General features: G+C 68.4%; 22 protein-coding genes. 15 read left to right on the forward strand and 7 right to left on the reverse strand.

Going from position 1 to position 23,898, the window contains the following annotated elements; genetic code table 11:
* Positions 1-37 precede the first annotated feature (37 nt).
* From ACFQ9K_RS10130 to ACFQ9K_RS10160, 7 genes are read left to right on the forward strand one after another with little or no spacing between them, the layout of a single operon-like run.
* Positions 38-655 carry a hypothetical protein gene (locus ACFQ9K_RS10130; protein ID WP_378717667.1) on the forward strand — a complete coding sequence of 206 codons (618 nt, stop codon included), beginning with the start codon at positions 38-40 and terminating at the stop codon, positions 653-655.
* On the forward strand, positions 652-1,677 hold the full coding sequence (locus ACFQ9K_RS10135) for a hypothetical protein (RefSeq protein ID WP_378717668.1): 1,026 nt from the start codon (positions 652-654) through the stop codon (positions 1,675-1,677). Before ACFQ9K_RS10130 ends, ACFQ9K_RS10135 begins: the two co-directional genes overlap by 4 nt.
* Positions 1,674-2,564 (forward strand): diiron oxygenase, encoded by an 891-nt coding sequence (locus ACFQ9K_RS10140; protein ID WP_378717669.1) that lies wholly within the window; start codon positions 1,674-1,676, stop codon positions 2,562-2,564. Before ACFQ9K_RS10135 ends, ACFQ9K_RS10140 begins: the two co-directional genes overlap by 4 nt.
* Positions 2,561-2,809 carry a hypothetical protein gene (locus ACFQ9K_RS10145; protein WP_378717671.1) on the forward strand — a complete coding sequence of 83 codons (249 nt, stop codon included), beginning with the start codon at positions 2,561-2,563 and terminating at the stop codon, positions 2,807-2,809. Before ACFQ9K_RS10140 ends, ACFQ9K_RS10145 begins: the two co-directional genes overlap by 4 nt.
* Complete coding sequence (locus ACFQ9K_RS10150; RefSeq protein ID WP_378717672.1) at positions 2,793-3,662, forward strand: hypothetical protein; 870 nt, start codon at positions 2,793-2,795, stop codon at positions 3,660-3,662. Before ACFQ9K_RS10145 ends, ACFQ9K_RS10150 begins: the two co-directional genes overlap by 17 nt.
* Positions 3,659-3,913 (forward strand): acyl carrier protein, encoded by a 255-nt coding sequence (locus tag ACFQ9K_RS10155; RefSeq protein WP_378717673.1) that lies wholly within the window; start codon positions 3,659-3,661, stop codon positions 3,911-3,913. Before ACFQ9K_RS10150 ends, ACFQ9K_RS10155 begins: the two co-directional genes overlap by 4 nt.
* Complete coding sequence (locus ACFQ9K_RS10160) at positions 3,910-4,752, forward strand: SDR family NAD(P)-dependent oxidoreductase (RefSeq protein WP_378717674.1); 843 nt, start codon at positions 3,910-3,912, stop codon at positions 4,750-4,752. The genes ACFQ9K_RS10155 and ACFQ9K_RS10160 overlap by 4 nt, the downstream gene beginning before the upstream one ends.
* 4 nt (positions 4,753-4,756) lie before the next feature.
* On the opposite strand, the gene ACFQ9K_RS10165 is transcribed toward ACFQ9K_RS10160, so the two are convergent.
* Positions 4,757-5,878 carry a sensor histidine kinase gene (locus ACFQ9K_RS10165; protein ID WP_378717675.1) on the reverse strand — a complete coding sequence of 374 codons (1,122 nt, stop codon included), beginning with the start codon at positions 5,876-5,878 and terminating at the stop codon, positions 4,757-4,759.
* A gap of 310 nt (positions 5,879-6,188) precedes the next feature.
* Here ACFQ9K_RS10165 and ACFQ9K_RS10170 point away from each other — a divergent pair, with 310 nt between their 5' ends.
* The 3 genes from ACFQ9K_RS10170 to murJ all read left to right on the forward strand — a co-directional run bounded on the left by ACFQ9K_RS10170 (position 6,189) and on the right by murJ (position 11,134).
* Positions 6,189-6,887, forward strand: a complete 699-nt coding sequence (locus ACFQ9K_RS10170) for an ABC transporter ATP-binding protein (RefSeq protein ID WP_378717712.1) — start codon at positions 6,189-6,191, stop codon at positions 6,885-6,887.
* Positions 6,884-9,379 carry an FtsX-like permease family protein gene (locus tag ACFQ9K_RS10175; protein ID WP_378717677.1) on the forward strand — a complete coding sequence of 832 codons (2,496 nt, stop codon included), beginning with the start codon at positions 6,884-6,886 and terminating at the stop codon, positions 9,377-9,379. Before ACFQ9K_RS10170 ends, ACFQ9K_RS10175 begins: the two co-directional genes overlap by 4 nt.
* A gap of 153 nt (positions 9,380-9,532) precedes the next feature.
* The gene (gene murJ / locus ACFQ9K_RS10180; protein ID WP_378717713.1) at positions 9,533-11,134 is read left to right on the forward strand and encodes a murein biosynthesis integral membrane protein MurJ; all 1,602 of its coding nucleotides are present in this window, start codon (positions 9,533-9,535) and stop codon (positions 11,132-11,134) included.
* An 84-nt stretch (positions 11,135-11,218) separates the two neighbouring features.
* On the opposite strand, the gene ACFQ9K_RS10185 is transcribed toward murJ, so the two are convergent.
* Positions 11,219-12,400 carry an MFS transporter gene (locus tag ACFQ9K_RS10185; RefSeq protein ID WP_378717678.1) on the reverse strand — a complete coding sequence of 394 codons (1,182 nt, stop codon included), beginning with the start codon at positions 12,398-12,400 and terminating at the stop codon, positions 11,219-11,221.
* Positions 12,401-12,473: 73 nt separating this feature from the next.
* On the opposite strand from ACFQ9K_RS10185, the gene ACFQ9K_RS10190 reads away from it, so the two are divergent.
* The gene (locus tag ACFQ9K_RS10190) at positions 12,474-13,232 is read left to right on the forward strand and encodes a DeoR/GlpR family DNA-binding transcription regulator (protein WP_378717679.1); all 759 of its coding nucleotides are present in this window, start codon (positions 12,474-12,476) and stop codon (positions 13,230-13,232) included.
* A 35-nt stretch (positions 13,233-13,267) separates the two neighbouring features.
* On the opposite strand, the gene ACFQ9K_RS10195 is transcribed toward ACFQ9K_RS10190, so the two are convergent.
* Positions 13,268-13,732, reverse strand: coding sequence for a hypothetical protein (locus ACFQ9K_RS10195; protein WP_378717681.1), 465 nt, complete (start codon positions 13,730-13,732; stop codon positions 13,268-13,270).
* Between the two features lie 226 nt (positions 13,733-13,958).
* On the opposite strand from ACFQ9K_RS10195, the gene ACFQ9K_RS10200 reads away from it, so the two are divergent.
* The 4 genes from ACFQ9K_RS10200 to ACFQ9K_RS10215 all read left to right on the forward strand — a co-directional run bounded on the left by ACFQ9K_RS10200 (position 13,959) and on the right by ACFQ9K_RS10215 (position 18,721).
* Positions 13,959-15,479 carry a catalase gene (locus ACFQ9K_RS10200; RefSeq protein ID WP_378717683.1) on the forward strand — a complete coding sequence of 507 codons (1,521 nt, stop codon included), beginning with the start codon at positions 13,959-13,961 and terminating at the stop codon, positions 15,477-15,479.
* 84 nt (positions 15,480-15,563) lie between these two features.
* On the forward strand, positions 15,564-15,701 hold the full coding sequence (locus tag ACFQ9K_RS10205) for a hypothetical protein (RefSeq protein WP_378717684.1): 138 nt from the start codon (positions 15,564-15,566) through the stop codon (positions 15,699-15,701).
* Between the two features lie 84 nt (positions 15,702-15,785).
* Positions 15,786-17,147 carry a DUF5933 domain-containing protein gene (locus tag ACFQ9K_RS10210; RefSeq protein WP_378717686.1) on the forward strand — a complete coding sequence of 454 codons (1,362 nt, stop codon included), beginning with the start codon at positions 15,786-15,788 and terminating at the stop codon, positions 17,145-17,147.
* A gap of 104 nt (positions 17,148-17,251) precedes the next feature.
* Positions 17,252-18,721, forward strand: a complete 1,470-nt coding sequence (locus ACFQ9K_RS10215) for a wax ester/triacylglycerol synthase family O-acyltransferase (RefSeq protein ID WP_378717688.1) — start codon at positions 17,252-17,254, stop codon at positions 18,719-18,721.
* A gap of 27 nt (positions 18,722-18,748) precedes the next feature.
* Here ACFQ9K_RS10215 and ACFQ9K_RS10220 read toward each other — a convergent pair whose 3' ends face one another.
* The 4 genes from ACFQ9K_RS10220 to ACFQ9K_RS10235 all read right to left on the reverse strand — a co-directional run bounded on the left by ACFQ9K_RS10220 (position 18,749) and on the right by ACFQ9K_RS10235 (position 23,864).
* Positions 18,749-20,449 (reverse strand): DUF885 domain-containing protein, encoded by a 1,701-nt coding sequence (locus ACFQ9K_RS10220; RefSeq protein WP_378717690.1) that lies wholly within the window; start codon positions 20,447-20,449, stop codon positions 18,749-18,751.
* Between the two features lie 69 nt (positions 20,450-20,518).
* The gene (gene ilvD / locus ACFQ9K_RS10225) at positions 20,519-22,225 is read right to left on the reverse strand and encodes a dihydroxy-acid dehydratase (RefSeq protein WP_378717691.1); all 1,707 of its coding nucleotides are present in this window, start codon (positions 22,223-22,225) and stop codon (positions 20,519-20,521) included.
* Between the two features lie 623 nt (positions 22,226-22,848).
* On the reverse strand, positions 22,849-23,535 hold the full coding sequence (locus tag ACFQ9K_RS10230; RefSeq protein WP_378717693.1) for a cation transporter: 687 nt from the start codon (positions 23,533-23,535) through the stop codon (positions 22,849-22,851).
* Positions 23,535-23,864: an ArsR/SmtB family transcription factor gene (locus ACFQ9K_RS10235; protein ID WP_378717695.1), complete on the reverse strand. Its 330-nt coding sequence runs from the start codon at positions 23,862-23,864 to the stop codon at positions 23,535-23,537. Before ACFQ9K_RS10235 ends, ACFQ9K_RS10230 begins: the two co-directional genes overlap by 1 nt.
* Positions 23,865-23,898 lie beyond the last annotated feature (34 nt).

Raw genomic sequence — 23,898 nt, forward strand, 5'->3', positions numbered from 1 at the left:
GTACCGGCACGGGCGCGGGGGTTGATTAATTGGCCGTATGAACAGCAGCACCAGGGTGGAGCGCTTGCCGCTGCGGCAGGCGTGGCCCGCGGCCAGGTTGCTCGCCGACGCGTTTCTCGCCGATCCGGTGATGACCGCGGTGTGGCCGCGGGCGCGCCGGCATCGCCTGCTCGTGCTGCGGTTGTTCTTCCTCGTCGAGATGCTGATCGCCTACGGCCGCAAGGGTCTGGTGTACGGCGGGTACGAGGGTGATCGGCTGGTCGGCGTCGTCCTCGCGTTCCTGGACGGCGAACGCGGCTTTCCCTGGTGGACCTGGCCGCCGCGCGTGCTGCCCGGCCTGATCGCCGGGCCGTTCTCGGCACTTCGTGCGCTGCGCGCGTACAACGACTTCAGCGGCCTGCAACCGCCGCAGGCGCACGTGCACTTCTGGCAGATCGGCGCGGAGGAGGGGACGCGCGGCATCGGGATGATGCTGATGCGGACCGTGCTCGATCGTCACGTCGACAACGCGGGCCGCTCGGCGTATCTGGAGGCGAGCGCGCCCCTGCTGGCTCAGCTGTATGCCCTCGTCGGCTTCGAGCCGCGCGAGCTGTGCCACCTGCCCAGCGGTGACGTGCTGACCACGATGTGGCGTCCCGCCCGGGAGGCCGCGTGACCGAGCAGGCGACCGACCGGCTCTTCGACACCCTGGCCGGCTTCTTCCCGATACCGGCCGCCCTACGCCGAGCGGATACGGATCCGGTCGCGGCGCGACAGCTCCTCGGGTGCGACGAGGACACCCTTGCCGAATTGGTGCGCCGCGGCCTGCCCGCTACGCGCGACGGCGCGCGGCTGCGTTTCGATCAGCGCGACCTGTTCAATCTCGCCCTGCACACCGGATCCGGCCGCACCCCACCGGAATTGGCGTTCCGCTACGCGCTGCGGTGGATGTCGCTGCCGACGGACGAGCTGACCCGCGCCCGGACCTGGACCTTCACCGCCGACGTCGATTGCCGTGCGCCGCGGTATTGCGACGGCGATCCGGGGTCCGCGCTCGCCGTGCCCGCGCCGCAGCTCTACGGCGGGGAAATCCGGCTGCCCGGGCACATAGAGGCCGATGCGGCCGGACGCCTGCGGTCGTCCGGGCAGACGCTGCGCCTCCAGGCCGAGATTCGGGTGGCGGGCGAATTCACCGAGATCCGGTCGGCGCGGGTGCGCGAGATCTACGCCGGCTTTCTCGCGCGTTCGTTGCGGTGGAGCAAATTACCCGCCGCGATCCAGGCCGAGGTCGACACCCTGCTGCCGCGTGGCATCGCCACCTGCGTCACCGCCAGCCTCTATCTGGAACGGCAATGTCAGGCAGCGGGTTTGACCGCACGCACGCGACGCGGCTGGGTGCTCGGCATGTTGGACCTGGTGCACGCGTGGGTGGAGGTCGTCGATACCGACGGCACGATCAAGATCCTGGACCCGATCTTCGGGCTGTTCTCCTCGATGCTGCCCGACAGCAATCCACTGCTCGATCGCCCCGATATCAGCGCGCGCACCAATCGGCTCCTGCCGACGGCACTCTCGGCGGCGCAGCCACTGGCCACGCACGGCTGCCGCGGCACGGTTTCGGAACCGTCCGTCGAGGCCGTCATCCTGCCCGTTTCGCCGGACTCGGCACCGGCCGAACTTCGAAGGGAGAAACCATGACCGCGGCACCCGCGCTCAACGACACCGACGAGAAGCTCCGCGAGACGCTCGACCGGCTCTGCATGATGTCCGAGCGGGACTACTACGACCCGTACAAGCTGTTCCAGTGGCCGAAATCGCTGCCGGAGGAGACCTTTTGGATGAGCCCGGAGCTGATGTCGGTGCACGGCACCGACGTCGCCGACGAGCTCGGCATCGAGCAACTGCACCGGCTGAGCAAATGGGAGAGCATCAACTTCTACAGCCTCAATGTGCACGGCATCCGCGAACTGCTCAACGAGATCATCGGGCGGATCCACACCCGCGGCTTCGAGATGGCCTCGGAATACCTGCATCACATCGTCGGCGAAGAGAACGAGCACATGTGGTTCTTCGCCACCTTCTGCCTCAAGTACGGCGGAAAGATCTACGAGGACAAGCAGCTTCGCTGGAACAACGCCGACCAGGCCGAGGCGGCCAACTTCCTGGTGTTCGCGCGGCTGTGGATCTTCGAGGAGATCGTCGACTACTTCAACGCGAAGCTGGGCGTCGACCAGCGTCTGCACGAGACCATCAAGCAGGTCAACGCGATTCACCATCACGACGAGTCCAGGCACATCGCATTCGGCAGGCAGATCGTCGGTCACCTGTACGCGAAGCTGGCGCACACGCTGCCCGCCGAACAGCTGCGCGAGCTGGAGCGCCACCTCAGGGACTACATGCGGGCCTCGATGGACTCGCTGGCCAGCCCGGCGGCCTACCGGGACGCGGGCATCCCGGACCCGTATGCCGCGCGCCGCCGGGTACTCGAATCGCCTCGGTGGCGGGAGTTCACCACGAGCGTGCTGCGGCGGCCGACCGACTACCTGGTCAAGTCGAGGATATTCACCGAGGGGGCCGCGGCATGACCGTCGGCGGCGGGGTCGAGTTCGTCGTCGGCTTCCTGCGGGAGCGCCGTCCGGACCTGGTCGACATCGACCCCGACCTGGATCTGATCGACAACCGGATCATCAGCTCGCTCATGTTCGTGGAGTTCCTGTACCGCCTGGAGGAGGCGACCGGCCGGGAGATCACCCTGGACAGCGTCTCCCCCAGTGACTTTCGCACCGTCAACCGGATCAAGGCGAGGTTTTTCGATGACTCGACCCGATAGCCGGGCCCACGCCCCGTTCGCGGTGCGCGCGGGGCTCGCCACGCTGGACGACGACGCGGTCGCCCTCCGCTCCGCGCTCGACGCGATATTCGAGGGCTGGGCGCTGCAGGCCGGAGCAACGCGACAGCTGTTTCCGCCGCTGATCGCCGTGGCGGAGCTGGCCGGCCTCGACTACTTCCGCAACTTCCCGCACCTGGCGGTACTCGCAACCGGCTTGCGGGACAACGAGACTCAGCAGCGCTACGTCGAATCGACGCGTATCGACAGTGTTCCGGCCGAAGATCTGCGCCCCGCGCAGTACGCGCTGCCCTCGGCCGCCTGCTTCAACGTGTATCTGGCGCTGCGGGATTCGACCATCGAGCGGGATCGGCGAGTCACCACGGTGTGCTCCTGCTTCCGCCGGGAGCAGGAGTATCACGACCGGCGGCTGCTCGGCTTCACCATGCGCGAGGTCGTCTGTGTCGGCGCGAACGAGGCGGTGATCGAGCACGTGCGGACGTTCAAGCAGACGGTGCTGGCGTTCGCCGAGGCGATCGGGTTACCGCTCGACGTGCAGGCGTCCAGCGATCCGTTCTTCGAGGCGTCGGGGCCGCGGAAGCTGATGCAGCAACTGTTTCCGGTCAAGGAGGAATTCGTCTACACCGGAGGCGGCGGACCGGTCGCGATCGGTTCGATCAACTTCCACCGCAACTTCTTCGGCGAGCGATGCGCGATCACCCTGGACGACGGCTCGTTCGCGTTCTCCGGGTGCGCCGCGTTCGGCCTGGAGCGATGGATCTCCGTGCTGCTCGAGCACTTCGGCGCGGCGGCGCTCGATCGGGTCATCGAGGCGAAAGCGGGGCTGTGGCAATGACATCGGACGCGGAGACCGCGACCGTGGCCCGCCGGGTGCGCACGGTGCTCGGCACCGTGCTGCACGTGGCGGAGGCGGACCTGCCGGACCAGCCGGCCACGCACAACCTGGAGCGGTGGGATTCGCTGCACCACATGATGTTGATGCTGGCGCTGGAGGCGGAGTTCGGCCTTCGGATCGAGCCGGAGGTCACGCCGTCGCTCACCTCCGCCGCCGCGATCGAGGCGCATCTCAACGGTCGGGCGGGATGAGACACCCGCCGGTGTGGGCGCTGCGGCCGCCGAGGTCGCTGCATCGGCCCGGGCGCGCCGCGGAGATCAACGAAAGCGTTGCGGGACAACGGATTCTGCTCACCGGTGCGTCGTCGGGCATCGGCCGCGCGGCGGCGGTGCGGCTGGCCGCGGCGGGCGCGCACCTGATTCTGGTCGCGCGGCGCGCGGACGAACTGAAAGCCGTGTGCGCGGAAATCGCCGCGGCGGGTGGTTCCGCGGAATACCGCTGCTGCGATGTATCGGATACCGGCGACGTGGACCGTTTGGTGGAGTGGATTCTGCCGCGGTATTCGCCGATCGACGTACTGGTGAACAATGCGGGACGCTCGATTCGGCGACCGCTGACCGAATCGCTGGACCGATTCCACGACTTCGAACGCACCGTGGCGCTGAACTATCTCGGACCGGTGCGGCTGACGCTCGCATTGCTGCCCGCGATGCTCGAACACGGGTCGGGTCATATCGTGAACGTCGGCACCGCGACCAGCGCGGCGGATACCGCGCCGAACTTCGCCGCCTATTTCGGTTCGAAGTCCGCGCTCGCCGCGTTCAGCCGGACCGCGAACGCCGAACTCGCAGGCACCGGGATCGCGGTCACCTCGGTGAATTATCCGTTCGTCCGCACGCCGATGATCGCGCCGACCGCAAGCTACGCCAATCTGCCGGTGCTGAGTTCCGCGGAAGCGGCGGAATGGATCGTGACCGCGATCCGGAAACGCCCGGTGCGGATCGAACCGCGTTATGCGCGGTCCCTGCGCGTACTCGGCGCCTTCGCCCCGCGAACCGTGGACAGAATCGTCCGGCGCTCCGGCGTCTGACCGTTCACGTCATCCCCTGGAACGGCCGGAGCATATCCCCCGGGCCGGCCCCGTTCGGCAATTCCGCCCGCACCAGCCAGCCGTCGTCGCCGGGACCGACCTGCAATCGGCCACCGAGCAATTCGGCCCGCTGCCGCATACTCCGCAGGCCGGCGCCGCTGCGCGCACGGCTCGTCCGGCACCGCGGCGCGTCGTTCACCACCACCAGGGTCGCCGTCGAATCGGTGATGCGCAGATCGATCATCGCGGTCGAACTCGGTGCGTGTTTGGCGATATTGGCCAGCGATTCCTGGGTGATCCGGTACAGCGCGAGACCGGTCACGGCGGACACCGAGCGCCAATCCCCCTGCACCACATACTTCACCTGTATTCCGCTCCGGACGAATTCGGCGACCAGTTCGCCGATATCGATGACGTCGGGTTCGGGGATAACGGTCATCGGCTCCACCTCGAGCAGCCGAATGGTGCGCCGGATGTCGGACATCGACTGCCTGCCGAGCCGTTCGGTGTCGGTCATCGCGTCGACCGCCTCGTCGATGTCGCGGTCCTGGACCAGCGCCTGCCGCACCCCGGCCAGCTTCATCATGGTCAGGCTCAGCGATTGCGCGATGACGTCGTGTACCTCGCGGGCGACCCGCTGCCGCTCCGCGCTCGCGGCCTGCTCGATCTTCCGCTCCTGGAGCGCCTGTTCGTTTTCCTGCAGCCGTTGTTGCAGTTGCACGATGAATCCGGCGAAACAGCCGAGCACGATCGCCGTGAGGTATTGCGGCAGCGCGCCGTAGAGATGTCCGGTGATATCGGCCGCCGCCAGCGTGGCCCCGCCGGCGAGCGCAACGAGAATGGTCGGCACCACCCGGGTAATCGCGGCGACCTCGCCGACCAGAATCACCAGGATGAACGGGGCCAGATCGGATTCGACCGGCGCCGACCACAGCAGCAGCGCGGTGCCGCCGATCATTGTCACTGTCAAGGAGATCGGCCGGGGCGGCACGCCGAAGGCGGCGAACAGCAGCGACGGAATCAACGCGATGACACCGGCCAGAATTGGCAGCCCCGGCGGAATCAGCGCGTTCCGCTGCTCCACCGCGACGACCACGACGACGAACACCAATGCGGCGGTAACCACGACGACCGCTGGAGAATACCCATAGGGCAGAGAGGTAATTCTGCGGTGCGCGAGATCTTTCCAAGCGTGATACAGCGTCCGCATTAGTCTCACCCGGTCAGCGTAGATCCGCCTCGGCCGTTTGTGCATCGTGCCATGAGCGGCCTTTCGTCTCCACCCACGGTATGACAAGAACTTGGCGGGTGGAACCATGTCGCCGCGACGACCTACCCCGTAACCTGAATAGTATGGCTTGGAACGAATTTCGCGCGGGCCGGCGGGGGTCGTCACGACACCCGGACAGCAGGCGCCGACCGGCCCGGACAGCCCGATGTTGGCGCTGACCGAGGTTACTAAGCAATACCGGGTCGGCGGCCAGTCGGTGCGGGCGCTCGACGGGATCAGCATGACGATCGGCGGCGGCCAGTTCGTCTCGATTGTGGGACCGTCCGGTGCGGGAAAGAGCACGCTGCTGCATCTGCTCGGCGCACTGGATACCCCGGATTCCGGTTCGATTCTGTTCCAGGGCACAGAAATCTCCGATCTCGGCGACGAGGCGCAGTCCGAGTTCCGCAGGCACCGAGTCGGTTTCGTCTTCCAATTCTTCAATCTGCTGCCGACCATGTCGGCGTGGGAAAACGTGGCCGTGCCGAAGCTGCTCGACGGCGCGCGCATGGCCAAGGCGAAGCCGGACGCGCTGCGGTTGCTCGAACTGGTCGGGCTCGGCGACCGCGCCGAGCATCGGCCCTCCGAGCTGTCCGGCGGCCAGATGCAGCGAGTGGCGGTCGCCCGGGCGTTGATCATGGACCCGCCGCTGATCCTGGCCGACGAGCCGACCGGCAACCTGGACTCCAAGACCGGCGACGCGATCCTGGCGCTGCTCGCCACCCTCGCGCACGAGAAGTCCCGCGCGGTGGTCATGGTGACGCACAATACCGACGCGGCGGCCGCGACCGATCGGGTGATCACGCTGCGCGACGGCAAGCTCGGCTCGGACGAGCCGACCTATTCGGCCGAGGTGCCGGGGTGATTGCCGCGGCGTGGGATCGATTGCGCGTGTTCAACATTCGCGACGATCTGCGTCATGTCGGGCGCACGCTGATGTCGCTCACGGTGGTGGCGGTATCGGCCGCTCTGCTGGTCGCCGTGCTGAGCATCACCGGGTCGGTCACCGGCTCGCTGCAGCGGATCACCCAGAGTCTGGGCGGCAACGCCGATCTCGAGGTGTCCGGCATCTCCGACGCGGGGTTCGACGACTCGCTGCGGGCGCAGATCGCGGCGGTCCCCGGTGTCGACGCGGCGGTACCGATGGTGCGTGCGCAGATCGGCTCGGGATCCGATCGAATCCTGCTCCTCGGCGTGGACGCGAGCATCGGCAAGCTGCGCAGCGATCTGCAACGCACGGTGCAGGATCAGATCGGCGCGAAGCTGCTCACCGTGCCCAACGGTGTCGCGGTGGGGCAGGCGCTCGGACGTGCGGAGGGTTCGTCCTTTGACTTCGGTGCGGCGAGAGTGACTGTCGCGGCGGTGCTTTCCGGCGAGGTGGCCGATCGGCTCAACGGTGGACAGTTCGTCATCGCGCCACTGCCGCTCGCGCAGCGCGCCGCCGAGCGGCCGGGTCGTCTCGACTCGGTCCTGGTGACCACCGCGCCGGGGGCATCGCTCGACCAGGTGCGCGGCGGTATCGGCGACGCGGTCGCCGGGCGCGCGATCGTCGCCGATCCGAGCTTTCGCGCGGCGCAGTCCAGCGGGGTGATCTCGCTGTTGCGCGCGACCACGCTGCTGTCCGCCTCGGTGTCGCTCGTGGTCGCCGGATTCCTCGTCTATATCGCGATGAGCATGGCGATAAGCCAACGCCGCCCGGTGATTTCGATGTTGCGCGCGATCGGCGGAAAGCGCCGGGCGATCATTCGCGACCTGCTCGCCGAGGCTGCGGTGGTCGGCGTCATCGGCGGATCGATCGGCGCGGTGCTCGGCATCTTCGCGGGACGAGCCGCGATCGATCAGTTGCCGTCGGCGATCGTCCAATCCATCGACACGCGAACGGAATTCCTGCTGCCCGGCTATGCCGTTCCGGCGGCGATCCTGGCCTGCCTGCTGGCCAGCACGGTGGCGGCGGGGGTCGCGGCGCGGCAGGTGTACAAGGTGGCTCCGATCGAGGCGCTGTCGCCGGTCGGCGTCTCCCGGTCCGATGTGCCGAGCCGCGCGTTGCAGGTGATCGCCGCGCTGGTGGCGGTGTTCGGCGGCGCCGGGGCGGTGGCGATGGCGGTGACGGATCTGGGTCGGCTGTCCATCGCCTCCGTCGGGCTGATGGCCGCCGCGTCGATCAGCCTGTGCTTCGTGTTCACCGGACCGATTGTGCGAGTGGCGGTTTCGGTCGCGCGCCGGTTCGGTCCGCCGGGCGCCCTCGGTGCGACGACGATCGAACGCGCGCCGCGGCGGGCCTGGGCGACGCTGATGACCGTGTCTATCGCCGTCGTGTCGATCGTGGCGCTCACCGGCACGAACAAGGACGTGGTCGAGGCGGCGTCCACCTCGTGGGCCGGGCTCGCCGACACCGACTTCTACGTGAGTTCGACTACCCCGGATGTGATTCCGACCGCGCCCATCCTGCCCGCCGACGTCGAGACGAAGGTGGCGGCCGTGCCGGGGGTGCGGCAGGTGATCCCGGGACAGATCACGTTCGCGACGCTCGGCGCTCAGCGGGTGATGATCTACGGCTGCGTGCCGGGGACACCCAACGAGATCTACAAGTCGCTGAGCGACGGTCTGCGCGATCAACTCCTGGCCGGCGACGGAGTGGTGCTGTCCAGGGACATCGCCAGGTCACTGCGCGTCGGCGCGGGTGATTCGGTGCAGATGCCGACGCCGAGCGGCCCGCGGCAGGTCCGGGTGCTCGATGTGGTGCCGTACTTCTCGGCGCTCAGCGGCGCGGTGGTGATGCACCTGGATCAGTTGCGCGAGTGGTTCGGCCGGCCGGGATCGACGAATCTGGCCGTCGATCTCGCGCCGGGCGCGGACCGGGACGCGGTGCTGGCGGCGATCCGGCAGGCGGCGCCGCCGGACGTCTACGTGTACACCGCGCAGGACGCGGTGCACGGCGTCAGCTCCTCGGTGGAGCAGGCGACGGCACTCTCGCGCGGCATCACCTGGATCGTCACCGGCGTCGCCGCCATCGCCCTGTTGAACACGCTCATGCTGTCGGTCCTGGAACGGCGGCGGGAGCTGGGCGTGCTGCGCGCGATCGGCTCCAGCCGCCGGTTCACACTGCGGATGGTCCTCGCCGAGGCGGCGGGCATCGGCCTGGTCGGCGGCGCGATCGGCCTGCTGACGGGCACGGTGACGCAGTATCTGAGCGCGCCGGCGATGTCGCACGTCCTGACCGTCGACGTTACCCCGCACCCGAATCCGATGACCCTGGTCTATGCCGCCGCCGCAACGCTTTTGAGCCTGCTCGGCGCGGTCCCGCCTGCCGTCCGCGCGGCCCGGCTCGACATCGTCGACGCATTGGCGGTCGACTGACCCCGGAGTGGCCGCTGGCATCATGGCGGAAGCTGTCCAGGGGGCCGGCACCCGAGCCGCCACCCGCAAACGCGAGTGAGGACTATGACCGACTACGGCAATTTACCGACGCAGCCGTTGCCGCTGGGGACGAGGAGTCCGGAAGCGCTCTCGTTGAAGGGAATTCAACCGCGGTCCACACGCGGAGCGCTGGCTCGGGCCGGTGGTCATGTCGCGCTGGCCGGTGTCGTGAGCCGGCTGACCGGGTTCACCCGGACCATCGTGCTCGCGGCGCTGCTCGGGACCGCCGCGGTCGGTGACGCCTACACCGGGGCGAACAGCCTGCCGAACATGGTCTACGAACTGCTGCTCGGCAGCGTGTTCGCCAGCGCCGTGGTCCCGCTGCTGACGCGCGCACGGCGGCACGGGCGCAAGCACTCCCGCGAGTTCACCCAGCGGGTGCTGGTGGCGGCGGTGCTCGGACTCGGCGTGGTCACGGTGGTCACCGTGCTGTGCGCGCCGCTGATCGTGCGGGTTTTCGTGGGTGGTTCCGATCAACGGCAGCTGACCACCCTGTTCGCGTACCTGCTGTTGCCGGAGATCTTCTGCTATGGCGTGACCGTCTTGCTGACGGCCGTGCTCAACGTTCGCGACAGCTTCGCCGCGGCGGCCTGGGCGCCGGTGGTCAACAACGCGATCGTACTGGCGACGTGCGGGATCTTCGCGCTGCTGCCCGGCCCGGTCACGCTGACGCCCGCCTCGATGACCGCCGCGCAGGTGCTCACGATCGGGATCGGCACCACGGCGGGCATCGCCGGTCAGGCCGTATGGGTCATACTCGCGTTGCGCCGCAGCGGCTTCCGATGGAACTGGCGGGTTCGGCCGGTGCCGTACACCTGGCGTCCGGTGCGCGCGGGTATGCCGGTGCTCGGCTGGATCCTGACCTATGCGGCGATCAGCCAGGTGGGCGTCGCGGTGACGATGCGGGTCGCGTTCGCCCACAACGGGGTATCCATCTACACCTATGCCGACCTGCTGTTCCAGGTGCCGTACGGCATCCTCGCGGCCTCGCTGCTGACCGTGCTGATGCCGCGCATCTCGCGGTCGGCCGCGGCGGGTGATCAGTACGCGGTGATCGCCGATCTCGGCCGCGGCGCGCGGTATCTGACCGTCGCGCTGGTTCCGATGACCATGGCCATGGGCCTGCTCGGGCCGGTACTGGCCGCCGTGGTGTTCACCGGTCGCGTCGATGCGCAGGCCGCCGGATTGATCGGCACCGCCATCGCGTCCTCGGCCTTCGGCCTGGCCCCGTTCGCGCTGGTGATGTTGCAGATGCGAGTCTGCTACGCGAACAACGACACGCGCACGCCGACGATCATCAACGTCGCCATGGTGGCCACGAAGGTCGCGGTAGTCGTGTTCGCCGTCAACGTCTTTCCCGATCACGCCGTCGTGGTGATGCTCAGCGTCGCGGGCTCGCTGTCCTATGTGGTCGGCGCGGTCATGGGGCACGCGCTGCTGCGACGGCGCTACGGTCTGCTCGGATTCTCCGCCGTCGCGGTGACGTTCACGCGGGTCATCTGGGCGAGCGCCACCGCGGGATGGGCCTGCCTGGCGATCATGGTCGTCACCCGCCACACCGTGCCGGATCCGCGCATCGAGCACCTCGCGACGCTCGCCGCCGGGACATTGATCGGAGTCACGGCATTCCTTCTGGCGGCCAAGGCAATCGGGATACCGGAGGTGCGGAATGCCCGTGCGCTGCTGGCCGCCTGACACGGTCACGCTCGCCGGAGAACGGCGAGGTGCCACGCCTCGCCGACGAGGCCGGTGTCGTTGTCGCCCATGGCGATCGGCCCTTCACCGTCCCGTGGCGACAGCGCCGACTGTCGTTGCCGGTTCGGGGCGGAGCACCGCGGCCGCACCGGCGGCAACGACGCACAAGGCGACCGGCAACAGCAGGACGATGTCGAGCGGCGCGAGGTGGGTCAGCGGACCGATGATGGCGGGCCCGGCGAGCACGCCGAGGTAGCCGAGCCCGGCAACCCGAGCGACGTTGGCCCCCGCGGCATTTCGATCCGCATGACCTGCGGCACTGAACAATTGTGGAACACACCCGGACAACCCCGCGCCGAACACCGTCCAGCCGAACAGCGCCAACGGAATCCACGGCGACAGCGCGGCCGTCATCAGGCCCAGCGCGGCCACCCCCGCGCCGTAGCGAAGGATCGCCACCGGCCCCAAGCGAGTGGCGACGCGGTCGGCGAGCAGCCTGCCCACGGTCATCGCGGTGGCGAACGCGCCGTACGCCAGGGCCGCGGTGGCGGCCGGAGCCTCCAGCACATCCCGCAGATGCAGGGCGCTCCAGTCGTTCGCCACGCCCTCACACAACATCAGCAGCAGCGCGAGACCGGCGAGCAACCAGATTCGCCGCGGCGTCGCCCGCGCGGTCGAGGTATCGAAACCCGCAGCGCGAAGCGGGCTTTCGGGACGCAGCAACGCAGGCGCGGCAATCACCGCACAGCCGAGACCGAGCAGCGCCGCCGCACCGAGCGCGGCCGCCGGACCCCAACCCCAGCTGAGCGTGCGCGCGCCGGCCAACGCGGCGAGTACGCCGCCCAGCGAATACGTGGCATGGAACGCGGACATGACCGGCCGCCGATAACCGTGCTCGACCTGCACCGCATGGGCATTCATCGCAACGTCCAGGCACCCGTTGCCGAACCCGAGCACGAGCAGCGAGCCGCCCAATGTCCAGATGTTCGCGGACAGGCCGGGCAGAACCACCGCGGCCGAACACAACGCCGCGCTGACCGGCACGACGAGGCGCGCACCGAACCGATCCGCGAGCGGGCCCACCAAGCGCATGCCGACGAACGCACCCGCACCGAGCAGCAGCAGTAACCACCCGAGCGCCGGATGACCGATCCCGGCCCGCCGCTCGACCACGGGAATGTGGACCACCCACATCCCGATCAGAAAGCCGTTCAACGCGAAAAAGGCGAACGTGGCCAGCCGAGCGGCCCGCAATGATCCCTGCATGTTACGAACATACCGAACAGAATCAGCGTTCGAAACATTGACTTTCGAACACGAAGGATGTTTGATTGCGAAGGTGGCGAGTGTAGACCGACTGAAGCAGATCACCGAGGCCGTCCGCGACGCAGGCGAGATCGGCGTGGCGGAACTGGCCGAGCGCACCGGTGCCTCGGAGATGACCATCCGCCGCGACCTCGAGACCCTGGCCGGACAGGGCGTCCTCGAGCGTTATCGCGGCGGCGCCCGGACCCTCCTGCTGCGCGGCGACGAACCCCCCTTCGCCGTACGCGCCGGCGAGGGACTGGAGATCAAGCGCCGCCTCGCCATCGAGGTCGCCGCCCTGATCGCCGACGGCGAATCGGTCGTCCTCGACAGCGGAACCACCTGTCTCGAGGTGGCCCGGGTCCTCGAACAGCGGCGCCTGACCGTGCTCCCCCTGTCGCTGCACGCGGTGAACGCGCTCACCGGCGCCCCGCGGCTGACCCTGCTCGTCCCCGGCGGCACACCCCGCCCCGGCGAACTCGCGCTGACCGGACCGCTCACCCTCGCCTCGCTGGCCGCGCTCCGTTTCGACACCGCGATCCTGGGCTGCTGCGGACTCACCGCCACCGACGGACTCACCGCCTACGACCTCGACGACGCCGCGATCAAACGCGCCGCGATCGCGGCGTCCCGCCGCGTCATCGCCGTCACCGAAGCCGCGAAACTCTCCCACACCGCACTAGCTTTCGTCGCTCCGGCCGCCGCCCTGCACGCGATCGTCACCGACGCGTCGGCCGCACCCGGCGACACGGCCGCGCTCGAAGCGGCGGGCGTCTCCGTGCGCCGGGTGTGATCAGGTAAGACTCGGCCGCTGGTCCGGCGACTGCCTCACACGACCTCGAGATCGTAGGTGACCTCGGTCCAGAATCCGCCGGGCTCGTACTCGCCGCCGAGGGTGAGGATGTAGTCGCCGCGGCTGAGGTCGTCCAGGCCGCACCACAGGCCCCAGGCGTTCGCCCGATAACGCCCGGGCGGTCCGAACGGACCGTCCGGATCCGCGTCGATGAGGAACGGACTGCGGTTGGCGACCTCGCGCAGCGGCAGGGTGACACCGTTCAGTTCCGCGTGCCCCTTCGCCGTGGGCACCTCCGGCACGCGCCTGCCGAACAGCGAGGCGCGCTGGAGGATATTGAAGGCCGGGAAGAAGATCGGCCGCCCGTGCGGGACGGAACACTTCCTGGTGACCTTGCCGCCGAACGTCCCGGCCAGGAACCAGACGTCCGCGGGCTGCCCGACGGCCGCGAACTCGCCGGTTTCATCGCTGACCGGATTCCTGGCGGTGGGAATCGCCATGGCCCACTGCCACCATCGAGCCGCCAGCTCAATGTCCCTACTCCGCATAAGTACCCACCTTGATCATCAAGCCTTGAACCAGGTCAGGATAGTCATACGCGGATCACATCGGCCCGGTGATCGAGCAGGCCATCGGCCGTTTCGGCCACGGAGGCGGCGCTTCGCGATACGTTTGAGCTTCAGGCACCTGGAAAGTCCACCGGATAACCGAGACGGACGGAGAGACATGTCTGATTCGAACTACACCACCGATGACGCCGGAATCCCGGTGCCGAGTGACGAACATTCGCTGACGGTCGGCCCCGACGGCCCGATTCTGCTCAATGACGCGTATCTGATCGAGAAGATGGCGGCGTTCAACCGCGAGCGGGTGCCCGAGCGGCAGCCGCACGCCAAGGGTGGCGGCGCGTTCGGCACCTTCGAGGTCACCCACGATGTCAGCGCCTACACCAGGGCCGATGTCTTCCAACCGGGTAAGCGGACGGAGGTGCTCGCCCGCTTCTCCACCGTGGCCGGCGAGCGCGGCAGCCCGGACACCTGGCGCGATCCGCGCGGCTTCGCCCTGAAGTTCTATACCGAGCAGGGCAACTTCGACATGGTCGGCAACAACACCCCGGTGTTCTTCGTCCGCGATCCGATGAAGTTCCAGGACTTCATCCGCTCGCAGAAGCGCCGTGCCGACAACAACCTGCGCGATCACGACATGCAGTGGGATTTCTGGACGCTGTCCCCGGAATCCGCGCACCAGGTGACCTGGCTGATGGGCGATCGCGGCATCCCGCGCACCTGGCGGCACATGAACGGCTATTCCAGCCACACCTACCTCTGGTACAACGCCGCGGGCGAGCGGTTCTGGGTCAAGTACCACTTCAAGACCGATCAGGGCATCGAGTTCTTCACCCAGGACGAGGGTGACCAGATGGCCTCGATGGACACCGACTACCACACCCGCGACCTGTGGGAGGCGATCGACGGCGGCAACTTCCCGAGCTGGACGCTGCACATGCAGATCATGCCGTTCGACGACGCGAAGACCTACCGCTACAACCCCTTCGACCTCACCAAGGTCTGGCCGCACGGCGACTATCCGCTGATCGAGGTCGGCAAGATGACCTTGAATCGCAACCCCGCCGACTACCACACCGAGATCGAGCAGGCCGCGTTCGAACCGAGCAGCGCGGTGCCGGGCACCGGGCCGAGCCCGGACAAGATGCTGCTCGGCCGCTGGTTCTCCTACCCGGACGCGCACCGCTACCGGATCGGGGTCAATTACAAAGAGCTGCCGGTCAATTCGGCGCACGCGACGACTGTGCGGTCCTATTCCAAGGACGGCGCGATGCGCCACCGCAATCCGGGCGACCCGGTGTACGTGCCCAATTCGAAGGGCGGGCCGCACGCGGATCCGTCCGTGTCCGGGCCGCCGGTGGGGTGGCACACCGACGGCGAAATGGTCCGCACCGCTTACACATTGCGGGCCGAGGACGACGACTGGGGGCAGGCCGGGACGATGGTCCGCGACGTGCTCGACGACGCGGCGCGAGATCGGTTGGTCGACAACATCGTCGGGCATCTGCTCAACGGTGTGACGCCGCCGGTCCTGAGCCGGGCATTCGAGTACTGGCGCAACGTCGACAAGGGTCTCGGCGACCGCGTCGAGGCGGGCGTGCGGGCCAAGCAGAACGAGCGCGACCCCAAGGCGGAGAAGCAGGGCAACCCCGCCCGTTCCGCCGCGCAGGACAAAGCCTGACAAATCCGGCGACCGCGGGGCAAGCCACGGCATGCCTCGCGGTTGTCTCGTTTGAGCCCGCTGTCGCCGGGTAGCACCGGGGCCATGACCGCGAGAACGACAGCTCGGCTCGAGTCTCTGCCGCACGTGTTCGCCACCGCCGCGGTAGTGATCATCAACTCGGTCGGCGCCACCGCGACAGCGACGCTCGGCATCATCTCCGCGCTGGTCCTGATGCTATGAGGCCGAGGGGTTCGCGCGTGCGGCAGAGCGGCGCGAGTTCACCGGGCCGCGTGGTCGTGTTCACATCGTGTTTACGATGACCGAATGCTTATTCACGACGCACCGGGAAGTCCGCCGCCACCCGCCGAACCAACGGGTGCTGAGCGGCTCCAGGAACGTCGCGTCCCGCCAGCCATCTTGGCGGGCATTGCCGCCGCGGTGCTGGTGCTCGTCGTCGGCGAACTCATCGCCGCGCACATTCACGCGCTCGGGCCGCTGACCAGCCTGGCCCGCGATTACGTCGGCAGGCCCAAGTCCGCGACCACCTCGTGGGCCGGTTTCCTGCTCGCGCTCGTCGGCCTGACCACGCGCGTCCGGATCACCGCGCTCGCCGCGGCCATCGCCATCGATGTGGTGTTCGTGGTGATCCGGGCGGTCGAGGGCAGGCTGTTCACCGTCGGCAACGGCCCGACCATCGTGCTCACCGCGCTCGCGGTGATCGCGGCGTGGCGCTGGTCCGGCGAGCGCAGGCGAACCGCGCTGCGCGCCATCACCTTCGGTGCGTTGCTGATTCTCGCGACGAAGATCGGCGAGATCTGGCTCGACATCACCGCGTGGGCCTGCCCGACGGTTCTCGATCCGTACGCGCAGCTGGCCGATCACGCGCTCGGCAATCCGTCCTGGTTCGTCGGGCACGTCCTGGACGTCGCCGGGCCGGTGCCGCTGGGCGTGGTGCGCTGGGTGTATTTCGAGCTGCCGGTCGCGGCCATCGTGGTGGCCGTCTGGCAGTTGCGCGGGGTGACCACCGGTCCGTGGCCGCGGCATCACCTGGTGCGCACGTTCTTGGCACTGGGCTTGATCGGCCCGCTCTGGTACGTCGTCTTCCCGGTCGTCGGGCCGGTGCTCGCCTTCGGGCCGCAGGGGCACGGGCTGGAGATCGCCGATGTCTGGCCGAATATCGTTCCGCCGCTGCCGTTCTCCCTCGACCCGATGCCGTTCGACGGCATCACCCCGCGCAACTGCATGCCGTCGCTGCACACCGCGTGGGCGTTGTCGCTGTTCATCCACTCCCGCCGCGGGCCGCTGTGGCTGCGGGTGGGTGGCGCGTTCTGGTTGGTCTGCACGCTGATCGCGACGCTCGGCCTCGGCGCGCACTACGGCGTCGACCTGGTCGCGGGTGCCGCGCTGTGCCTGACCGTGGAATCCGCGCTGCGCGAGCCGGATCGGGGCTGGGATCACTACCGCATCCGCGTGGTCGCCCTCGGCGTCGTCACCTTCGCGACCACGCTGCTGTCGGTTCGCTACCTCGCGCAGACGATGGCCGACCACCCGCTCGTGTCCGGCGTCGGCCTGCTCGGATTGCTGGCCGCGCTGGCGACGATGTTCTATCTGACCTGGTTCGCCCCGACCCGTCCGCAGCGCGCGGCGGCCGAATCCGTGCCGCTCGACGACCGGATAGCGCACTAGCCGACGCCGGTTCGCGCAGTCGGCCCGACCAAGGAGTTCGTTTCGGAGACTGCGCGGACCGGAGGTGCCATGCTCAGATCCTCAGCAGCAACAGAGGATCAACGATGAAGCAGCTCTCCGGCCTCGACGCCGCGTTCTTGTCGCTCGAGACGCACAACTCCACCGGGCACGTCGGCGGGCTGTGCGTGGTCGACCCGAGCGAATCGCCCACCGTCCTCGACCTGGCCGCGCTGACCGGTCTGCTCAGCGAGCGCGTGCCGCTGATACCGCTGCTACATCAACGACTGACGTATGTCCCGCTCGGCCTCGATCAGCCGTATTGGATCGATGACGAGAACTTCGACATCGAATACCACGTGCGGGAGATCTCGCTGCCCACACCGGGTTCGGACGCGCAGCTGACCGAACAGGTCAGCCGGTTGCACGCGCGCCCGCTCGATCGGCGCAGGCCGCTGTGGGAGGCGTATCTCATCTCCGGGCTCGCCGAGGGGCGGCTCGCGGTGTACACGAAGATGCATCACGCGGCGATCGACGGGGTTTCCGGCGCGGAGCTGATGACGATCCTGCTCGATCTCACCCGGGAGGGCCGAAGGGTCCTTCCCACAACACCTTTCGCGCCGGAGCCGAAGCCGAGCAAACGAGCGATGCTGGCCAGGGCCGCGGTCTCGTTGGCCAGCAGTCCCGTACAGGCCGCGCGGATCGCCGGGGCGCTCGGTCGCTCGTTGCCGCTGGTCGGCAGCTACGTATCACCCTATCTCGGTGCGATTCTCGGCCGCGAGCACGACGACGGTGCGGTGATCGCCAGCGCGGTCGGGCTCGCGCCGAAGACGCCGTTCAACCGGGAGATCACCCCGCACCGCCGGTTCGCCTTCCGCAGTGTCGATCTCGGCGAGGTGAAGACGGTCAAGAACGCGTTCGGCATGTCGGTCAACGATGTCGTGATGGCCATGTCCGCCGGGGCGCTGCGGCGATGGCTGATCGATCACGACGCGCTGCCCGCCGTGCCGCTGGTCTCGATGATCCCGGTCTCCGTGCGCGACGAGAGCAGCAAATCGGCTCTCGGCAACCGGGTCTCGGCGATGCTCGCCTCCTTACCCACCCATCTCGACGATCCGATCGCCCGCCTCACCGCCGTGCACCGGGCGACGAAGATCGCCAAGGCCCAGCAGGCCGCGATCCCGCCGGGCCTCATCGAGAACGTCACCGACTTCGCGCCGCCGGCGCTGGTCGCCCGCGCGGCCAGGGTCGCCTTCGCCATGGGCCTGCCGCACCGGATACCGCCCTTCAATCTCGTCATCTCCAACGTCCCGGGCCCCAACGTCGACGTGTACCTGGCCGGCGCGAAAATGGTTGCCAATTACCCACTTTCGGTCGTCATGGACGGCCAGGGCCTCAACATCACGGTCAGCAGCTCGGGCGGGCGCCTGCACTTCGGCCTGCTCGGCTGCCGCGAACTGGTCCCCGACATCGACGACATCGCCGGCCACCTCGTCACCGAACTGCATACCCTGCTCCGCGGCGCGGACCAGCCGAACCTGGCCCCGGTCACCCCCATCCGCCGCGAGGAAGCCTGAGCGCAGGCGCCCGTCATTCGCGAACGCTCAGAGCGCGGACAGTTCCGCGACGAGATCGTCGAGGCCGAGCGAGCCCTGCGACAGGGCGGCCATGTGCCACGCCTTCAGATCGAAGTCCTCGCCGTGCGCGGCCTGCGCGGCCGCCCGGCCCCTCAGCCAGGCACGCTCGCCGAGCTTGTACCCGATCGCCTGACCGGGCCAGCCGAGATAGCGGACCAGCTCGCTGTCCAGGTGTTCGGGCGGCAGCCCGCAGTACAGCGCGAAGAACTCCCTGGCGTTGTCCGGTTCCAGCCGCTCGCCGGGGCGGTACGGCGAGTCGGCCGGATAGTCGAGTCCGACGTGCAGGCCGATGTCGAGGATCACCCGGAGCACCCGCAGCATCTGCGCGTTGAGGTAGCCGAGGCGGTGGCCGGGATCGGTGAGATAGCCGAGCTCGTCCATCAGGCGCTCGGCGTACAGCGCCCAGCCCTCCACGTTGGCGCTCACGTCCCCGAGGCTGACCTGGTAGACGGACAGCTGATCGGCCAGGTGAACCCACTGCCCGATTTGCAGATGATGCCCGGGGACGCCCTCGTGATACCAGGTGGTGACCAGACTCCACACCGGAATTCGGGCGGGGTCGAGCACCGGCAGCCAGGTGCGGCCCGGCCGGCTGAAGTCCAGTGACGGCTCGCTGTAGTAGGGCGCGGCGGCGCTACCCGGCGGCGCGATCATCGACTCGATCCTCAGCAGCGGCTCGGCGAGATCGAAGTGCGTGCCTTGCAGATCGGTGATGGCTCGGTCCATCAGATCCTGCAGGTAGCGGCGGGCGCTCTCCGGGTTGTCGAGCGCGGGCCCCTGCTGCTCCAGCCACTCCATGGCCTGGATCGGGGTCGAACCCGGCAGCACCTTCTCCGCCTCGGCGCGCATCTGCGTGTCGACCTCGCGCAGCTGTTCCCACGCCCAGGCGTAGGCCTCGTCGAGATCGAGATCGGCGCCGCTCCAATACCGCACCCAACGCCGATAACGCTCTCGCCCGACCGTGTCCGGCGCGTCGATCGCCTTGGGGCCGTAGCTGTCGCACAACCAGTCGTGCAATTCCGCCACCGCGGCGTTGGCGCTGACGGCGGCCGAACCCAGTTCGGCGCGTAGCGATTCCGGCGCGGGGGCGACGAATTCGCCGAACCAGCCGCCCGGCGCGTCCCCCGCGATCCATTCCTCGAACTGCCGGGTCACCGCGCTGACTTGCCGAGGGCCTGCCAGCAGACCACGATCGATGCCCTCGGTGAGCGTCGATCGGTACTGGGCCAGCGCGGCAGGCACCCGGTGGAGCCGGCGGCCGATGGCCCGCCACTGCGCCTCGGTATCGGTCGGCAACAGCGTGAACAGTTCGCGCAGGTCGTGCACCGGGGAGGCGATGTTGCGGAGCGCCCGGAAATGCTCGCCCGCGTCGTGCACGGCCAGTTCGGCGGTGAGCCGCTCGCGCAGCAGCGTGGCGCAGCGCCGGTCGGTGACGTCCGGATAGCCGCCGGCGGGCTCGGCGGCCTCGAGTTCGGCGAGGGTGGCGCGGGCCCGCGTGGCCTTGGCCTCGATACCGGCCGGGGACAGGTCGGGCAGTCGGTCGTCGTCGAGGTCGCGTCCGAGCCGGACCGCGATCAGCGGGTCGAGCTCGGCCAGGGCGTCGACATACGCGTCCGCGATGCCGCGCGCCGTCCGCACAGGAGTCGAATCGGTTGTGGTCTCATCCATTTCACCGACTCTGCTCGTATTCGCCGCCCGTGACAAGGTCGGCCGCACCGATGGCGAAGGCGGGCGCCGCTACCCGCACACCGCACCGTTGGACGCGGACCCGACCAGCTTCGAGTACTTGGCCAGCACGCCACGGGTGTAGCGCGGCGGCAACGGCGCCCAGCCCTCGGCGCGACGGGCGAGTTCCGCGGCGTCGACGAGCAGGTCGAGGGTGCCCGCGCCGACATCGAGGCGGATCCGGTCCCCGTCGCGGACGAACGCGATCGGCCCGCCGTCCACCGCCTCCGGCGCGACGTGCCCGACACACAGCCCGGTGGTGCCGCCGGAGAAGCGCCCGTCGGTGAGCAGCAGGACATCCTTGCCCAGCCCGGCGCCCTTGATCGCCGCGGTGATCGCGAGCATCTCGCGCATGCCCGGGCCGCCCTTCGGCCCCTCGTAGCGGATGACGACCACGTCACCCGCCGCGATGGTGCCGTCTTCGAGCGCGTCCATCGCCGCCCGCTCGCGGTCGAAAACCCTTGCCGTGCCGGTGAATACGTCCGAGTCGAAGCCGGCCGACTTGACCACGGCGCCGCCGGGCGCGAGGGTGCCCTGCAGTATGGTGATGCCACCGGTCGGATGGATCGGCGAGGTCAGCACCCGCACGACCTTGCCGTCCGGGTCCGGCGGCGCGATCTCGGCCAGGTTCTCGGCCACCGTCCGGCCGGTCACGGTGAGGCAATCCCCGTGCAGCAGACCGGCATCGAGCAGCGCCTTCATCATCACCGGCACGCCGCCGACCCGATCGATGTCGGTCATCACGTGCCGCCCGAACGGCTTCACGTCGGCCAGGTGCGGCACCCGGCGGCCGATCCGCGCGAAATCGGCCAACTCCAGGTCGACGTTCGCCTCGTGCGCGATGGCGAGCAGGTGTAGCACGGCGTTGGTGGATCCGCCGAAGGCCATCACGACGGCGATGGCGTTCTCGAACGCCTCCTTGGTCAGGATGTCGGAGGTGGTGATGCCGCGGCGGAGCAGCTCCACCACCGCCTCGCCGCTGCGCCGGGCGTAACCGTCGCGGCGGCGGTCGGTCGCCGGCGGGGCCGCGCTGCCGGGCAGGGACATGCCCATCGCCTCGGCCGCGCTGGCCATGGTGTTCGCGGTGTACATGCCGCCGCAGGCGCCCTCACCGGGACAGATGGCGCGTTCGATGGCGTCTACGTCGGCGCGGCTCATCAGGCCGCGCGAGCAGGCGCCGACCGCCTCGAACGCGTCGATGATCGTCACCTCGCGTTCGCTGCCGTCGGACATCTTCGCGATGCCGGGCAGGATCGAACCGGCGTAGAGGAACACGCTGGCCAGGTTCAGCCGCGCGGCCGCCATCAGCATGCCCGGCAGCGACTTGTCGCAGCCGGCGAGCAGGACCGAGCCGTCGAGCCGCTCGGCCTGCATGACCGTCTCGACGCTGTCCGCGATCACCTCGCGCGAGACCAGGGAGAAGTGCATCCCCTCGTGGCCCATGGAGATGCCGTCGGACACCGAGATGGTGCCGAACTGCATCGGGTAACCGCCCGCGGCGAACACGCCGTCCTTGGAGGCGCGGGCGAGCCGGTCGAGCGAGAGGTTGCAGGGCGTGATCTCGTTCCAGGACGAGGCCACGCCGATCTGCGGCTTCTCCCAGTCGTCGTCGCCCATGCCGACCGCGCGCAGCATGCCGCGCGCGGCGGTTTTCTCCAGGCCGTCGGTGACGTCGCGGCTGCGGGGCTTGATATCGGGGGCGTTCGGATCTGTGGGCACGATTACCCATCATCCTCCGGTCGGATTCGAATACCGCGACGCCCACGCCCGTGAATGTTCGACCGCGTGCTGTATGGGGGTGCCGGCAGCACGAACGCGCCGACGTCCAGCGGTGATCGGGCAGGCGACTATCAAACAGTGCGACATGCATGATCGCTATAACTTTGAACAACATTTACTGGCTGCATTACGAATAGCGCCAGCAAAACTTGATCCCACCAGACATAGCCAGCAAGACGCGATTTCAGGGCGGATATAGGCCGACGTGCAGATCACTTTGCGCACATCGGCAAACAAATAGCAACAAGCCAACCCACTAGCGTAGCTGGCCAAATCCCCTCTGCGTCAGCATATTTCAGAAACGGATAACATACCGGTCGTTATTTTTAATCGGAAACTTCCGCGTGACAATGTGTAACCGAGTGGAAATAGCGATATCGGTAAGCTCCGATGCGAAGAAAGGAAAGTCCTTCTTCGAGAACGAGATCGAGATCTAAGGAGAGAACAATGGGTTTGCTCGCCGGATTGATCGATGTTGTAGGAAGCGTTCTGCATCTCCTCCTCGGAGGGCTTTAATCGTTCGAGCGCCCGCCCCGTGTCGCGCGCCACGGGGCGGGTCCGCCTCAGCAGCACGCGCAGTCGTGCCCAGCGGCTTCGGGTCGCTCGGCCGCGATCGGCGTGGCACAGCAGGTATCACCGCGCCACGCGTCGCGCCCCTCCTTGATCGCGATCACCGCGATGACCAGCGCGGCGACCGGATCCGCCCATGACCAGCCGAACAGGCTGTTGAGCAGCAGTCCGGCCAGCAGCACCGCCGAGAGGTAGGTGCACAGCAGCGTCTGCTTCGAATCCGCGACCGCGGTCAGCGAGCCCAACTCCCGGCCCGCTCGCCGCTGCGCGAACGACAGCACCGGCATCACTGCCAAACTCACTGCGGCCAAGGCGATCCCGACGATCGAATGCCGCGCCGCACCGAGCCCGAGCAGCGCGCGACTCGCGTCCACACCGACATACAGCGCCAGCGCGAAGAACGAGAACGCGATGATCCGCAACGTAACCCGTTCGCGCGCTTCGGGATCCCTGCCGGAGAACTGCCAAGCCACCGCCGCCGCGGACGATACCTCGATCACCGAATCGAGCCCGAAGCCGATCAACGCCGCCGACGATACCCGGGCTCCCTCGGTCAACGCGATCGCCGCCTCGATCACGTTATAGGTGATCGTCGCCGCCACGAACCAGCGGATTCGCCGCGAAAGGACCTGCCGGCGCACCGAATTCGCCCCGCTCGCCGAGCCCGGCTTCGAGGCCATCAGCAGCACCCCTCGCGCGCGGAGTCCGGACAGCAGGCCGGATCGACCGCCAGCACCAGGCCGACCAGATCGTCCAGCGCCCGCCCGATCCGCGGATCCGCCAGCTCATACCGGCTCCGCCGCCCCTCCGGCACCGCCACGACCAGCCCGCAGCCGCGCAGGCAGGCAAGGTGATTCGACAGGATCTGCCGGGACACACCGATGCGATCGGCGAGTTCGGACGGATAGCTCGGCGCGTTCCGCAACGCGAGCAGGATCTGCGACCGCGTCGAATCCGACAGCGCGTACCCGAACCGCGACAACGCGTCACTGTGCACCACGGTGGCCATACCCGGACAGTACAGATATTTCTGTATTCACGTC

This window comes from Nocardia sp. NPDC056564 (genome assembly GCF_042793755.1).
In the GTDB taxonomy this organism is placed as follows: Bacteria; Actinomycetota; Actinomycetes; order Mycobacteriales; family Mycobacteriaceae; genus Nocardia.

Bases quoted from the DNA above. Each gene is read 5' to 3' on its own strand.
- ACFQ9K_RS10195 (WP_378717681.1), bottom strand. From the start codon at position 13,732: ATGGCGATTCCCACCGCCAGGAATCCGGTCAGCGATGAAACCGGCGAG.
- ACFQ9K_RS10150 (WP_378717672.1), top strand. From the start codon at position 2,793: ATGACTCGACCCGATAGCCGGGCCCACGCCCCGTTCGCGGTGCGCGCG.
- ACFQ9K_RS10170 (WP_378717712.1), top strand. From the start codon at position 6,189: ATGTTGGCGCTGACCGAGGTTACTAAGCAATACCGGGTCGGCGGCCAG.
- ACFQ9K_RS10160 (WP_378717674.1), top strand. From the start codon at position 3,910: ATGAGACACCCGCCGGTGTGGGCGCTGCGGCCGCCGAGGTCGCTGCAT.
- ACFQ9K_RS10230 (WP_378717693.1), bottom strand. From the start codon at position 23,535: ATGGCCTCGAAGCCGGGCTCGGCGAGCGGGGCGAATTCGGTGCGCCGG.
- ACFQ9K_RS10235 (WP_378717695.1), bottom strand. From the start codon at position 23,864: ATGGCCACCGTGGTGCACAGTGACGCGTTGTCGCGGTTCGGGTACGCG.
- ACFQ9K_RS10140 (WP_378717669.1), top strand. From the start codon at position 1,674: ATGACCGCGGCACCCGCGCTCAACGACACCGACGAGAAGCTCCGCGAG.
- ACFQ9K_RS10145 (WP_378717671.1), top strand. From the start codon at position 2,561: ATGACCGTCGGCGGCGGGGTCGAGTTCGTCGTCGGCTTCCTGCGGGAG.
- ACFQ9K_RS10185 (WP_378717678.1), bottom strand. From the start codon at position 12,400: ATGCAGGGATCATTGCGGGCCGCTCGGCTGGCCACGTTCGCCTTTTTC.
- ACFQ9K_RS10215 (WP_378717688.1), top strand. From the start codon at position 17,252: ATGAAGCAGCTCTCCGGCCTCGACGCCGCGTTCTTGTCGCTCGAGACG.
- ACFQ9K_RS10205 (WP_378717684.1), top strand. From the start codon at position 15,564: ATGACCGCGAGAACGACAGCTCGGCTCGAGTCTCTGCCGCACGTGTTC.
- ACFQ9K_RS10155 (WP_378717673.1), top strand. From the start codon at position 3,659: ATGACATCGGACGCGGAGACCGCGACCGTGGCCCGCCGGGTGCGCACG.
- ACFQ9K_RS10210 (WP_378717686.1), top strand. From the start codon at position 15,786: ATGCTTATTCACGACGCACCGGGAAGTCCGCCGCCACCCGCCGAACCA.
- ACFQ9K_RS10220 (WP_378717690.1), bottom strand. From the start codon at position 20,449: ATGGATGAGACCACAACCGATTCGACTCCTGTGCGGACGGCGCGCGGC.
- ACFQ9K_RS10130 (WP_378717667.1), top strand. From the start codon at position 38: ATGAACAGCAGCACCAGGGTGGAGCGCTTGCCGCTGCGGCAGGCGTGG.
- ACFQ9K_RS10200 (WP_378717683.1), top strand. From the start codon at position 13,959: ATGTCTGATTCGAACTACACCACCGATGACGCCGGAATCCCGGTGCCG.